The following is a 13,709-nucleotide window of genomic DNA, read 5'->3' as shown; positions in this document are numbered from 1 at the left end:
TTATTTTGCTCCAACTCACTTGCGGCAACATTATCGCCATCAATAATTATTAATGAGGCAGTTTCTTTATTCCCATCCAAACTCAAACCCATATTATTAAAGAATTTGGCTAATGCGCCATCCATTTTACCTATAAATATGGCACGGCTAAATTTAGCCTCTGTCGGGATAAATTTTTGTTGCCGGGCGGTATCAAGAATATGATCCCACTTACCCGGTTTACCGGCCATGGCTGCCTTTAATGCTTCAAACATTGGCAAGGGTTTATACAATGGCAATGAAGGGTCTAATCCCGGATTAAACGTTGTTACATAAGGCGGAATGCGTTCTATCTGGTAACCCGGCTTGCCTTCCTCATAAGGTTTGCCGGCGAAAACACCATCGTTCAGATCGGGCAGGCGCGAATAATCACTGTATCCCAAATTCATGTGTTCTATACCGAACCAACTAACTTCGGATGGTGAATAATAAGCCAGCAATGGCTTAGCCATTTTAATTACATTTTGATAAACATCAACCGCCAATGCTTCGTTACGGCCATAATAAGATTCGTAAGGTTTATCGCCTGCAAACTGCACCAATTGGTTTGGCTTGCCATAATAGGTGGCTCCCGATTCGCCTACAACCAACGGCTTGTTTACTACTTTAGGCAAACGCTCCAGGGTAATGCCATGCGAGAAGTGCTTGCTCCAAACGGCCAATTTTCCGTGCATATCTTCATCCCCATCATCGGTAATAAAATCGCGGGTAGGGTCAAGCAGTGCGGGGCGACGCGCCAGCGCAACGCTTTTTTCTTCCCAAATAGCGGCAATATCCGGCGTAGGTTTATTATAGGCCGATATAGCAAACAACTCGTTCCCCGCGCTCCAGCCAATAACTGCCGGGTGGTTACGGTCGCGCATAACCAGGTCGTCAATATGTTTGGCGGTGCGTTCCCAGCTAATTTCTTCACCAAAATTCAATGAAAGCGAGCTGCCGAAAAGCGCGGCCTCATCCAATACCATCAGGCCCATTTCATCGGCTAAACTTAAATAGGTTGCAGGCCATGGCTGCGCGTGTAAACGCACCGCATTGCCGCCAAAATCCTTAATCATTTTAAACCAGGCATAAGCAAACCTGCGCGATTCTACATAGGCACCAAACGGGTGCTGTATATCTGCAAAGCATTGAATTTTGCTGCCATTCAGGTAAAAGTCTTTGCCATTAATTTTAAACTGCCGCCAGCCAAAACGCTCGCTTTTAGTATCAAGAACTTGCTTTTGATTATTTACATTTAATACCACAGTATATAAATTTGGCGTAGCCGGGCTCCAATATTTTAAGCGGCCTTTAACTTTGGTACTAAGCGTTATCTTTTTTGATTCGCCGGGTTGCAGCGTTATTGACGATGCAGCTATATTTATTAAGGCGATTTTGCCTAACTGCCATTTAATTTCGGGAGCAGTTAACACATCCTTACCGGCAAGGTTTATCCATTGTTTAATATTGCCGGCAAGCGATATTTTCTGTATTTTGTTAGTTTGATTGATCAGTTGCACATCAAACTCTAACAGATCTTTATCAACCCAGGGTTTTACAAATACATTAGTTACCCGCACCTGCGGTACAGCAAACAAAAACACATCCTGCCATATACCAACCAGTCCATCGGTATTTGATCCCGGCGGATAGGTGGAACGGAAATAGCGGTATTTAGTATCTGTTTTATTAAACAGGTTGCGGTTTCTTACCCCTACCAACAGTTCATTGCTTTGGTTGCTTTTTATCAAGTCGGTTACATCAACATCAAATGGCAGGTAGTCGCCAAAATGCTCGGCTGCTTTTTTGCCGTTTACCAGCACCACAAAATCGCCCATTACGGCTTCAAAATGTACTATAATGCGTTTGCCCACCCATTTTGCAGGCACGGTGAATTGGCGTTTTAACCAACCCATCCTAACACTCTCCCAACTCTTGGGGTAGCTTGGATAATAAACAGACGACGGCGCGTAAGGCTGATTGGTACCCTTACCTACATTGCTTCCTCCTCCCCAACTGTTCACATTCCACGGTGATGGTATCTTTATTTTAGTTTCCTCCCATTTACCGGCCTCGGGTGGGGTAAGCTCTGGCGCTATACCCATATTTGGTTTCCAATCCTGCGAAATGGCTACCGGCTGAAAATCCCAGCGTCCATTAAGACATATTTCTTCGCGATATGGTTTTTCCTGCGGGGAGATTATCCCTTCGGCAGGTGATATATCGCGGTTAAACTTTATGCCTTGTGCTTTAGCAAAGTTATGGCAAGCAATGACCACAAATAAAAAAAGAGCAGGTATAGAACCCGCTCTTTTAATCACATTAATATATTTCATCTGATTGAATTAATCTAATCCCCAGCTTTTGTTTGGTTTTGGGCCCATTTCTAACTCCAATTTACCACCGGCTATTAATTCGGCATGTGTAAATTGTGGTGTATTAATGGTTTTTCCATTGAATTTCGCGCTCTGGATATATTTATTTACTACCGAGCAATTGTTTGCTATCATAGTAAATTGTTTGCCATTTTGCAGATCAATAGTAACCTTTTTAAATACAGGGCTGCCTATAGTATAAATTGGGCTGCCCGGCGTAATAGGATAAAATCCCATAGAAGAGAATACAACGAAAGCCGTCATACCGCCACCGTCTTCATCACCCGGAATACCAAATACATTGTCTTTATACCATAGATCTAATAACAGGCGAATATGGGCCTGTGTTTTCCATGGAGCGCCGGCATAATTGTATAAATATGGAATATGGAAACTTGGCTCATTACCCATCGAGAATTCGCCTACCAGGCCCGTAGCATCAGGGAACTTGCTCCAAAACTCATACTTGCTGCGGCCAAGCGGCTCGCGGAATAGTTGATCCAATCTAGCCTGCATTGCAGCTTTGCCACCCATCAAGGCTGTTAAACCCGGTATATCATGCTGTACCTGCCATAAGTAGGTCCATCCATTGTTCTCATCAAAATAATCACGACCACCAATACCACCATCATATTTAGGATCGATGTTTATCCAGTTGCCATCTGCATCTTTAGGCATAAACATTTTTATATCGTCCTTCCACAGGTTTTTATAGTTTTTAGACCGGGCATTGAATTTTTCATAATCATCATTCTTACCCAATTCTTTCGCCATTTGCCCAAGCGACCAATCATCAAAAGAGGTTCCTAAGGTTACTGCAACAGCTTGTCTTTTTTCAAAAGAGTTTACTTCAGGTATGGTTTCCTTCTCGCCAACTTTTAAAGCAGGATAGTAACCTTTAGCATAATAAAAATCTTCTAATGTGCCTTTGGGCCCGTTGCGCCATGGCAGCATAGTAGCCTGGGTAGCATTTTTTATCATAGCATCATAAGCGGCAGGTACATCAAAATTACGGATGCCTTTACGGTAATCATCCAACAGCATTGTTGTAGAGTGGAATCCATTCATACAAGCATGGTCGCCAAATAATACCGGGAAGGTTGGTAACCAGCCAGATTGCTGGTATTGTAACACATAAGAGTTTGCCATATCGCCTTCCAGTTTAGGGTTCAATATGGTGCGTAATGGATGCAGGGCAAGGTAGGTATCCCAAGTCCAGTCATCTACATAAAACGGCCTGTTATTAGTAATTGTATGTATTTTATTATCAAAACCGCTGTAGTACTGGCCATCTTCGGTTATATTAACCATACGTTCGTTGCAGCGATAAAACGCTGTGTAGAATGAGCGTTTCTGAGCCTCGGTACCACCCTCAACATTAATTTTATTTATTACATCGGCCCATGCTTTTTCGCCGGCATTTTTAATATCGGCAAATTGTTTGCCGGTTAGCTCTTCGGTATAATTCTTTTTAGCTTGCTCAGGGCTTATGTATGATATTGCATATCTGAACTCGATTTTGTTTGACGCGCTTTGTGCAAAACTGATGAATGATTTTACGCCTTTACCTTCAACATTGGTTTCGTCGGCTATCTTTCCATCTTTAACAACACCGGCCTTACCTTCGGCGCTAAATGTACCGTACAGGTAAACTTTTATATTATCATGATAGGTTTCTGTACCGGTTACTTCTTTACCGTTAAAGTTAAATGAACCAACACCCGGATTTAAAAGCCCGAAAAGCAATGTTTTATGCGCTGCATTAGCCGGGAACTCAAAACGGTATAAGCCTGTTTTTTTGCCTGCTGTAAATTCGACGGTTATTTCATCGTCAATTAAATAAGTAGAGTAATACCAGGGGCGAGTTACTTCCAAATCATGATCCCAGGTTTGTTTTGTGCGCCAGTCTGTAAGCGACAATACTTTTACCGATGGTTTTAAAGAAAACACCTCGCCTAAACGATGCGAAACTATACATAACGGAAAGCTTGAAATCTGGTCGTCAATATAATCTGCCCTAATTGGAAACATCCGCATTACCTGGTTAGGTAATTGAACCGTTGGGCGCGTAGGCTGTAATAAAGCGCCAACGTTACCTATCCGTGGGTCCACATATTGTAGGTTGTCTTCTTTGGCGCTGCTGCTCTTTTTTTGGGCAACAACGGGTGCGGTGCAATAAAACAAAGCTGCTATTGATAAAGAAGCTGTTGTAAATAAGCGTGAAATACTTTTATTCATTGTTAGCGTTTTTATAAAGGAATATTAGTTTAAAGTTATTTATTCTACTTGTGATTTTGGCCTGTTAACAGCCAATTTACCAAAATTATAATTAGGCTTGTCGCCCATGGTTATTTTAAGGTTGCCGCCTTTCATAACGTCCTGATGTTTGATAAAGCTTTTATCATATTTTACACCATTTAGCTCCATGCTTTGGATGTAGATATTTTTGCTGCTGTTATTAATTACAGTTGTTGTAAAGAATTTACCGCCGCCCACATCAATCTTCACCTTATCAAATAACGGGCTGCCCATTACATAAATGCCGCTTGCAGGGTTACATGGATAAAACCCCATCGACGACATTATATACCATGATGACATGGCACCGCAATCTTCATTACCGGCCAAACCGTCAATTTTATCCGTATAAAACTCGCGCATTACTTGTCTAACTTTCTCTGCGGTTTTCCATTGTACACCGGCAAAAGCATACATATAGGTCATAGGGTGACTTGGCTCATTACCATGCGCATACATACCTATCAGCCCGGAAATATCAGAAGATGCTTCGGCACCCATATCGCCTGTTACTTTAAAAAACTCGTCAAATTTATCTATAAAGCCTTTATCACCGCCCATTAAAGCAATTAACCCCTCTACATCTTGCGGTACCAGCCAGGTATATTGCCAGCCGTTACCTTCGGTAAAGTCGCCTTTGCCGTGGATAGATTTTAATGGATCATAAGGTGTTTTCCATGAGCCATCGCTCATTTTTGGGCGAACAAATTTAATAGACTCGTCAAAATAGTTTTTATAGTAGCCAGCACGTTTGGTATACTCTGCGTAATCGGCAGTTTTACCTAATTTTTTCGCCATTTGGGCAATGCACCAATCGTCAATAGCATATTCCATCGCTTTTGATACTGATTCGTATTCTTTATCAGCAGGAATATAACCTTTCTCTTTAATGTATTTCATGCCATAATCATCACGGGTTGATGATTTGATAAGCGCTTCGTAAGCTAAATTTACATCAAAGCCTTTGTAGCCTTTTAAATAAGCGTCAACAATTACCGGCACGGCGCTATAACCCACCATACAATCTGTTTCGTTACCCATTAACGGCCATATAGGCAACTTGCCCTGCTGCTGGTAGGCTACTAATAATGAATTGATAAAATCTTTAACCCTATCCTGATGAATTATAGTACTTAAAGGGGCTGTTGAGCGATAGATATCCCACAAAGAAAACTCAGAGTAATTGTTAAAGCCCGGGTTTGGATAAACTTTTTTATCTGTACCGCGATAAGAGCCATCATGGTCATTAAACAATGCCGGATCTATCATAGTATGATAAAGCGCGGTATAGAAAGTTCTTTTATGGGCAAGGTCGCTGGTTTCAACAGCCACTTTTGATAATTCTTTTTCCCATTTTGCTTTCGCCTGATTAACAACGGCAGCAAAATCCCAGGCAGGTATTTCGGCATTGATATTTGCCAACGCATTCTCGCTGCTAACAGGCGAAATACCTACTTTAAACGATACGGTACCTTGAGGTTTAGCAAAGCTAATCAGGCCCTTTACTTTTTTATCTTTTAATTCGGTACCCGGTTTTGCATCGTTAGCATTAAATAATTTAAGATCTTTAAGCGATACCGAGCTTTTTATAGCAAACCATAATTGTTGATTTTTTGCCCATCCGCTCGAAAAACGGTAACCCAGAATGGTATGGTCATCAACTAATTTTAAATAAGTATCGGTTGATCTGTCCTGATTACCTTCGCTTAGGTCTATAATGATGTTTTCCTGCTCATTTGCCGGGAAAGTATATTTATGGAAAGCAACACGCTCGGTAGCGGTTAGCTCAACCTTAACGCCATTATCCAGCTTCAAACTGTAGTATTGAGGACTAACCGTTTCATTTTTATGCTTGTATTTTGACGAATAGCCTAAAACAGTTTGTGTACCCCTGTCTGTGCGCGGCGCACCGGTGAAAGGCATAATTAAAACATCGCCCAAATCGCCAATACCGGTACCACTTAAATGGGTTTGCGCAAAACCTACGCAAACGCTGTCGGCATAATAATAGCCCGAACACCAGTCCCAACCCTTGTTAATATTGTTTGGCCCCGCCTGTACGGCACCATAAGGAACGCTTGCGCCCATAAAGGTATGCCCGTGGCCGCCTGTTCCAATATACGGATCAACATATTTTAAAAAGCTTTGTTTTGTTTGCGCGTTACCCACCATTGCGAATAATATACAGGTGAATAAAAAAAGCAGGTTTCTTACTTTCATGTTTAATTAATAGGGTTATACTTTATAATAGGTTTGCTGGCACATCGCATCTTATGACATCGATTGCAGGTACGAATTAAGCGATAATTAATTAATATTGAATAACAAAATGTTAATTAGGTGCCAATTTCACTTAGGTGATAAAATTGTTACCAATCAAAGGCGTAAATACCTGGCTACCCCAATAAAATTACGGATTTACAATTACTTGTCTTCCTTTGATCTCAAAATGTACTTCACCGGTTAATTCCAGTGTTTTCAGCACTTCTGATAATGGTGAATTTAAAGATATGTCTGCCACAAAATGGTGATCGCTTGCTTTTTTATTATAAACTATACCTACATTATAGGCTCTTGATACCTGGCGCATAATTGACGCCAGGTCTGCATTAACAAAATGGAACATCCCGTTTTTCCAGGCTATGGCATCATTAACATTAACATGGGCAGCTACCTTGTATTGCCCGTCTTTTTCAAGTACAGATTGCTCGCCGGGTTTAAGTATAACGCTTGATTTACCATTTACACATTTTACCAATCCCTGCAGCAACGTGGTTTTAATCATCGCTTCATCACTATAAGCCATCACATTAAAATGAGTACCATAAACCCGCACTTCAGAATTATTAACCTTCACAACAAAAGGCAACTTTTTATTTTTGGTTACCTCAAAATAAGCTTCGCCCGTAATTTCAACCAGCCGGTTGTTACCAAAAAAAGCGGTAGGGTAACGAATAGACGAGGCCGTATTTAACCATACTTGCGTACCATCAGGCAAAGCAACACGGTATTTACCGCCGCGCGGCGTAGTAACGCTATTATAGACTATTGTATGTACAGGAGTAGCTGAGTTATAGACCAGCTTCCCCTTTGTTTTAATAATGCTGGCGCTATTTTGACTAATAACTGTACCGTCTTTAATTTTATCTAATTGCAGGGTTGAGCCATTGGCCAGGGCAAGTATGGCACTTTCGGTAACCGGGCTAATATCATTTTTTAGTTCGCGCGGGGTATTGGCTACATTATCAGCCTTGTTATTATTAATAAGGAACCGGCCGCCAATTGCAAGCAAACCAATAACAGATGCCGCTACAGCTATTTTAACCCACATTTGCTTTATGCCGTGGGGCGGCACTTTTTTCACATCAATTTGTTGATGCAGCCGCGCGAGTATTTTGTTAGAAAAGAACGGATTTATTGGCTGAGGATCATTAAGGTCATCTTCAAACCCGGCCTTTAAAATATTCTTTAACTCGTGCCCGTCGGTACTTTCTATATAATTTAAAAGCCAGTCTTTTTCTGTAAGCGATAATTCTGCTTTATTAAGTAGTTGCTTTAATTGTTCTCTTTCGCTATTCATTTTACGCAATGGTAATCCTGTTATTATCTTTTAAATACTCCTATTATGAAAAAGGGGGGGATAATTAAAAAAATATTTACTCTCGGGAAGATACATTATCATAACATCATTTTGGCAATAACCAGCAGGTAAATACCTACTAACTGATCATCAGGATGTTTATCCACATATTCTTTAACGCTTTTAACAGCAATTGATAAATACTCTTTTACGGTGTGTTTAGATATATTGAGCTCGCGCGCTGTTTCTTCATAGCTTTTACCCTGCAGCTTGCACAAATCGAAGACTTTCTGTTTTTGCGGCGACAGGTTTAAACAAGCTTCATTAATTAGTTGCAGCCGGGCTTCTTTTAAAAAAGCGTCTGTATTATCATCAAATGCAAAATCGCCTTCCATGGGTATAAAAGTTAAAGCCTGCTTTAAAGCCTTTTTTAAATGGGTTAATGATTTGTTATAGCTTACTACAAACAACCAGTTAGCAACAGGTTTTTGGGGATCTAACTTTGCCCTGTTTAACCATAACGCAATAAATACTTCCTGTAAAATATTTTCAGACTCTTCGGCATCCTTCAACAGTTTAAAAATGTTTTTATAAATAGCCTGATGATATTTAAAATAGATACTGTTATAGGCTTTTACCTCATTGTTTTGCAACCGAATGATAAGTTCAGAATCAGTATAATTCTCTACACCCATAATAATATTAATTCAGCAGGTAATTGATTTGGTTGTAAGGTTGTAATTGGGGCAATACGTAAACCTATTTAATAAAATCAACAATTACAAAAATTATAGCGACAGAACAGGGAAATCGCTTTTAAAAATTGACTGTACCAAACGGGTCATTTACCCATAATGGCGATTTTTGGGCTAAAGCCGGTACTAATTCTTTTATGGGGCCGTCACATAAATGTGACGGCAATGATAGCAAAATAGTTTTTTTATTGCCGTTGGCTTCAGCCAACGGGCTAAGATTATAATTATAGACGGGCTTTAGCCAAACCGGTACTTATATTTTGAAGCTATGCCTGCCTGCAATTTTAAAAGCGATTGCCTTGGGGACAGAATTGTATTGGGTATTATCAATTTTTTCTGATAAGTAAAATTTGCACCTTGTTACCAGTGTAGCAGGTACCGCGCTACACCACACCCTTAAAACAAAAAAGGGACTGTCTAAGACAATCCCTTTTGTTAATGAGTAAATGACTACTCAAATTATTTTGCTGCTCTTCTAGACTCAGCTTTGTTAGCCTGGTAAGCCAATGGAATAATAATGGCGCCTAATAATGCAACAACTTCTAATACTACTAACATAATGTTTTGATTTTAATTTAATTATTAAATGATTTATAGCTCTTTCAGAAAACAATAACTTCTTTCTGATATACCTTCATCTTACAATTTCAGGTTTAGGAGCGAGAATAAATTGCATTCTTTTGTACAGTTATCGTCACAAAATATGCCATAAAATTTTGGAGGCGTACATGGCGAAAAAACGCAAATTTTGAAATTAAGTATTTAAAAAAATCATTTACAAACCAATGACTTTAATAAGAATTTAGTTGTGTTTTAAAATCGTCAAATAAAAAATATAGCGTTATTAAAGACAAAAAAATATTTTTTTAAAAAAAGTCAGAAATACATGAAAAAATCGCTGACAATTATAAATATTAGGTTTTTTTAGGTGATATAACACCATAAAACGTGTCGAAAGTAGATTTTAACCGAAAAAAAAGGGCGTCTGACGCATTTTCATGAAAAATTTCATGAAAAAAAACTCAATTATCAATCCCTTAACATTTTTAAAAAAATTAGCCGACACTTTGTCACCAACATGACATAAACCTATTTTACTGACAAAAAATCCGCAAAATGCCTGCCAAACCGATACTTAATCCAACAAGAAAGGCTCTGCTTTGTGTAAATAGCTTAAAAATGGGGTATGCCAAAAACCGGTACAGCTACTATGCGGTTTTAGGTTAATGAGCCAGTGGTTGTCGTTTAATTAGTCCGCCTCTTACTTCTGATACCGAGTTGGTAATGATAAACGCGTTAGGATCTATTTGCTGTACACGGGTAACCAGCCTCTGCACATCAAGCCGGGTTATAACTGTAACTAGTATATCAACCTGCTTTTCTCCAATTTCAGTTTTGCCAAAACCTCGTTCGCCTTTATACACAGTAACACCGCGATGCAAATGTCGTGTTATAACATTTTTTATCAACTCGCTTTTAGGCGATACAATAGTTACCGAGGTATATTCATCAAAACCCTGAACTATATAATTTATAGTTTGTGTTGCCGCCAGGTAAGTAAGTATAGAATATAACGCCGATTCAATACCCAAAAAAAAGGCCGCTATACCAAATATAAAAATATTAATAACCAGGATGATTTGCCCTATTGATAAAACAGAGCGCGGATTAATATAAACCGCCAACAATTCTGTTCCGTCTATTACGCTGCCGCCCCGCATGGCCAGACCTATACCGGTACCTAAAAAAAATCCGCCGAAAACGGCTGTCAGCAATTTATCCTTAGTTATTAACGGGAAGCTTACAAAATATAATACCAGGGCTAAAATTACAATTGCTGTCAACGTTTTAATAGCAAAGAGTTTATCAACCCGCTTATAGCCCAACCAAATAAACGGAATATTAATAATCAGGATCAATATTGATATTGGCCATCCCGTAATGGAGCTTATTAATAAGGATATACCCGTAACACCGCCATCAATAAACTCATTGGGTATTAAAAATCCTTTTAACCCAAACGCGGCGCTAACTATGCCAATGGCAATCATTATAATCCTGGTAATTTCTATCCGCCGGTATGCTTGCTTCCTGTTCATATACTTCGTATTAAATGTTATATGAAATATAAGTAAATCTAAGCGAAACTAATAGCACGCGGTTCTCTTTTTACATCTTGCAGATTTAATGAGCTATCCTAACCCTGGATAATTTAATAGCAAACAACACAATAAATGTATAACAAATTATAGGCAGGTAATAAGCTGTGGCAACATTATGATCGGCAATTAATCCCATCAGGTATGGAAATACAGCGCCACCCGCAACACCCATTACAATAAATGATGAGGCTTGCTGTTTGTATGGCCCCAGGTCTTTTAAACCCAGGCTGTAAATTGTGGGATACATTACACTTAAAAAGAAGTTAAGCATCATTAAAGCAATAAATGATACCCATCCAAAAGACTGCGCAATAATCAGACACATGATAATACTACCTGTAGCAAACGTAGCCAGGAATTTATTAGATTGAATATATCGCATTAAGAACGCGCCCAAAAAACGACCAATTGTTTTTAATACCATACTAAAAGCAAACCAATATGCAGCCTTGTCGGCAGGGAGTTTCATCACCTCCACCCCGTATATAATAAAGAATGCCCATGTACCAGCCTGCGCGGCTACGTTACAAAATTGCGCTAAAATAGCCCAGGCAAAATGCCGGTGTTTAAATAATCCTTTTAAGCTTTGCAGTTTAGTTTCTTCGGTCAACGGAGCCGTTAGCAGATTGTCTTTATTTGATACGTCTTCTGTTATATCCGGTATCTTTAAAAAGAAAAATCCGCAGGCAATAAGTAATATGGCGCAACCAATAATAGTATATACCACTTTAACCGAATAAAGATCATTGGAGTGTACCTGCCCGGCCCTTAAAATAAAATAACCCCCAATAAGCGGGCCCGCTATTCCACCTACGCCATTAAATCCCTGGGCAAAATTTAAACGCTGTGCACTGGTTTCCTGGCTGCCCAGGCTTGCCACAAACGGATGCGCGACAGTTTCGAGCGTTGCCATACCACAGGCCAGTATAAATAATGATATTCTGAAAAAAGTAAATGAGGCAGCATCGGCTGCAGGTATAAATAAAAATGCTCCGGTAGCAAACAACAGCAGGCCCAATAATACGCCATACTTATAGCCAAACCTTTTCATAAACAAACCAGCCGGTATACCCATTACTGCATATGCCCCAAAAATGGAAAATTGTATAAGAGTTGATCTTGATTTGGATATATGCAATACTTCCTTAAAGTGTTTATTAAGTACATCGCCCATGGTCATGGAAATACCCCACATCATGAATAAGCTAACTACACATATTAATGTTACTACATATTTGCGCTCGGTAAAGGCGTGCTTAGTATTATTTGACACTTTAGATTCTTTTTAGAATTATTAAAAATTGGTATTGTTTTATAGGCCACGAGTTTAAGAAAAAAAAGTGATTAGTTGCAGGTGCCTTGATTAAATCCCTGCAATTATGGTTGGGTTAGGGTGGGATCAGGCAGGTTCAGGTAGGTAATATCATTTCATTTTTACATTATTTATTTCTTAATTTTATTGTTAATTATACCCTACTGCCATGAAACAGAAATTTCATTATGCCACCGTTACCGAAGCCATTGAGCAATTGCGCAAACAAGGCTTTACGCTTGATTTAAATTTAAAAGAAAACCAACTGCTAATTGGCGAACAAGCCTACCCGGCAGATGAATTTGAGATTGTAGACCTGTACCGTTACGAAGGCGAATCCGATCCCGGTGATGAAGCTACGGTTTATGCGCTGGCCTCTCCTGCCGGTGTTAAGGGTGTTTTGGTAACAGGCTATGGTACATCGGCAGATCCAATTGCTACCGAAACCCTTAATAAGCTGCACTATAAATATCAGCAAACGGATAGTTAACTATCATAATAATCCCTGGCTATACTTGTATTTTATTCAAAATAAGACGCATATTCCGCCGGTATACTGTTAATGCTCTTTATCTGTACATCCTTATAAAAAACTTCGGCGGCTTCACTTTGTAATTGTATTTTTCCTTTAACCAACGGCTTAATAGAGTCACCATCTTTATATACCAATTGGGTAAGTGCCATTACTACATGGCCGTTTATTATTTGCAGGCTCTTATCGCCGTAACAAATTAGTTCAACACTATTCCAGTCGCCGGTTTTTTCGTAGTCGTGGCTATGTTGTACAAATCCTGATCGATGCCCACCCACACCCATCTGCGTATCAATACCTTTGGGGTCATAAACAGCCATATCCTTTCGTGCCGCTGGATCATGCATTTTAATATGTGCGCCTACGGCCGCTACACACCAATAATCGCCAAAGCCACCTTCCATTATTTGAAACTCCTCGGCCTGCATCCATGATCGCCAATAATCCACCCCCAATTCGCCCTGCGAATGATATAACAGTCCTGAGTCTTTCGGCTCATTTAATCGGGGTGTCCATTTTTTATCGCCAAATTTTACCATTAGCTTTAAATGATAGTTTTGAAACTCCTGTTTGGTAAATATGCAGCCATAGGTTTCGCCGCTTATTCTTACCACAGGTTCATTGTTAACCATTGTTACAGATACCAATTGGGCTTCATTTTTATCATATCCTATTGG

At 39.6% G+C, this 13,709-nt stretch carries 10 protein-coding genes; 1 reads left to right on the top strand and 9 read right to left on the bottom strand.

Annotated features, from left to right (window positions below):
* The 8 genes from JWP71_RS04890 to fucP all read right to left on the bottom strand — a co-directional run.
* The coding region (locus JWP71_RS04890; protein ID WP_299497629.1) for a glycoside hydrolase family 2 TIM barrel-domain containing protein at positions 1-2,354 on the bottom strand (2,354 nt) is incomplete at its 3' end.
* A 9-nt stretch (positions 2,355-2,363) separates the two neighbouring features.
* The gene (locus JWP71_RS04885; RefSeq protein ID WP_299497628.1) at positions 2,364-4,631 is read right to left on the bottom strand and encodes a GH92 family glycosyl hydrolase; all 2,268 of its coding nucleotides are present in this window, start codon (positions 4,629-4,631) and stop codon (positions 2,364-2,366) included.
* 39 nt (positions 4,632-4,670) lie between these two features.
* A complete protein-coding gene (locus JWP71_RS04880) occupies positions 4,671-6,911 on the bottom strand; it encodes a GH92 family glycosyl hydrolase (protein WP_299497627.1) in 2,241 nt (746 codons plus the stop codon).
* Positions 6,912-7,101: 190 nt separating this feature from the next.
* Positions 7,102-8,271 carry a FecR family protein gene (locus JWP71_RS04875; protein ID WP_299497626.1) on the bottom strand — a complete coding sequence of 390 codons (1,170 nt, stop codon included), beginning with the start codon at positions 8,269-8,271 and terminating at the stop codon, positions 7,102-7,104.
* A 98-nt stretch (positions 8,272-8,369) separates the two neighbouring features.
* The gene (locus JWP71_RS04870) at positions 8,370-8,966 is read right to left on the bottom strand and encodes a sigma-70 family RNA polymerase sigma factor (RefSeq protein WP_299497625.1); all 597 of its coding nucleotides are present in this window, start codon (positions 8,964-8,966) and stop codon (positions 8,370-8,372) included.
* A 121-nt stretch (positions 8,967-9,087) separates the two neighbouring features.
* A complete protein-coding gene (locus JWP71_RS04865) occupies positions 9,088-9,234 on the bottom strand; it encodes a hypothetical protein (RefSeq protein ID WP_299497624.1) in 147 nt (48 codons plus the stop codon).
* A gap of 1,015 nt (positions 9,235-10,249) precedes the next feature.
* Complete coding sequence (locus JWP71_RS04860; protein WP_299497623.1) at positions 10,250-11,125, bottom strand: YitT family protein; 876 nt, start codon at positions 11,123-11,125, stop codon at positions 10,250-10,252.
* Between the two features lie 85 nt (positions 11,126-11,210).
* Positions 11,211-12,461 (bottom strand): L-fucose:H+ symporter permease, encoded by a 1,251-nt coding sequence (fucP, locus tag JWP71_RS04855; protein WP_299497622.1) that lies wholly within the window; start codon positions 12,459-12,461, stop codon positions 11,211-11,213.
* 208 nt (positions 12,462-12,669) lie between these two features.
* On the opposite strand from fucP, the gene JWP71_RS04850 reads away from it, so the two are divergent.
* The gene (locus JWP71_RS04850; protein WP_299497621.1) at positions 12,670-12,990 is read left to right on the top strand and encodes a phosphoribosylpyrophosphate synthetase; all 321 of its coding nucleotides are present in this window, start codon (positions 12,670-12,672) and stop codon (positions 12,988-12,990) included.
* 32 nt (positions 12,991-13,022) lie between these two features.
* On the opposite strand, the gene JWP71_RS04845 is transcribed toward JWP71_RS04850, so the two are convergent.
* Positions 13,023-13,709: DUF1080 domain-containing protein (locus tag JWP71_RS04845; protein WP_299497620.1), on the bottom strand; the 687-nt coding region annotated here is incomplete at its 5' end.

Origin of the sequence: Mucilaginibacter sp., assembly GCF_028287845.1 — a bacterium.
In the GTDB taxonomy this organism is placed as follows: domain Bacteria; phylum Bacteroidota; class Bacteroidia; order Sphingobacteriales; family Sphingobacteriaceae; genus Mucilaginibacter.
Note: the sequence above shows the minus strand (reverse complement) of the source record. Positions and strands in the feature narration are given on the sequence as shown.

Coding starts and splice junctions, on each gene's coding strand:
- JWP71_RS04885 (WP_299497628.1), bottom strand. CDS start 4,631: ATGAATAAAAGTATTTCACGCTTATTTACAACAGCTTCTTTATCAATA.
- JWP71_RS04880 (WP_299497627.1), bottom strand. CDS start 6,911: ATGAAAGTAAGAAACCTGCTTTTTTTATTCACCTGTATATTATTCGCA.
- JWP71_RS04875 (WP_299497626.1), bottom strand. CDS start 8,271: ATGAATAGCGAAAGAGAACAATTAAAGCAACTACTTAATAAAGCAGAA.
- JWP71_RS04870 (WP_299497625.1), bottom strand. CDS start 8,966: ATGGGTGTAGAGAATTATACTGATTCTGAACTTATCATTCGGTTGCAA.
- JWP71_RS04860 (WP_299497623.1), bottom strand. CDS start 11,125: ATGAACAGGAAGCAAGCATACCGGCGGATAGAAATTACCAGGATTATA.
- JWP71_RS04850 (WP_299497621.1), top strand. CDS start 12,670: ATGAAACAGAAATTTCATTATGCCACCGTTACCGAAGCCATTGAGCAA.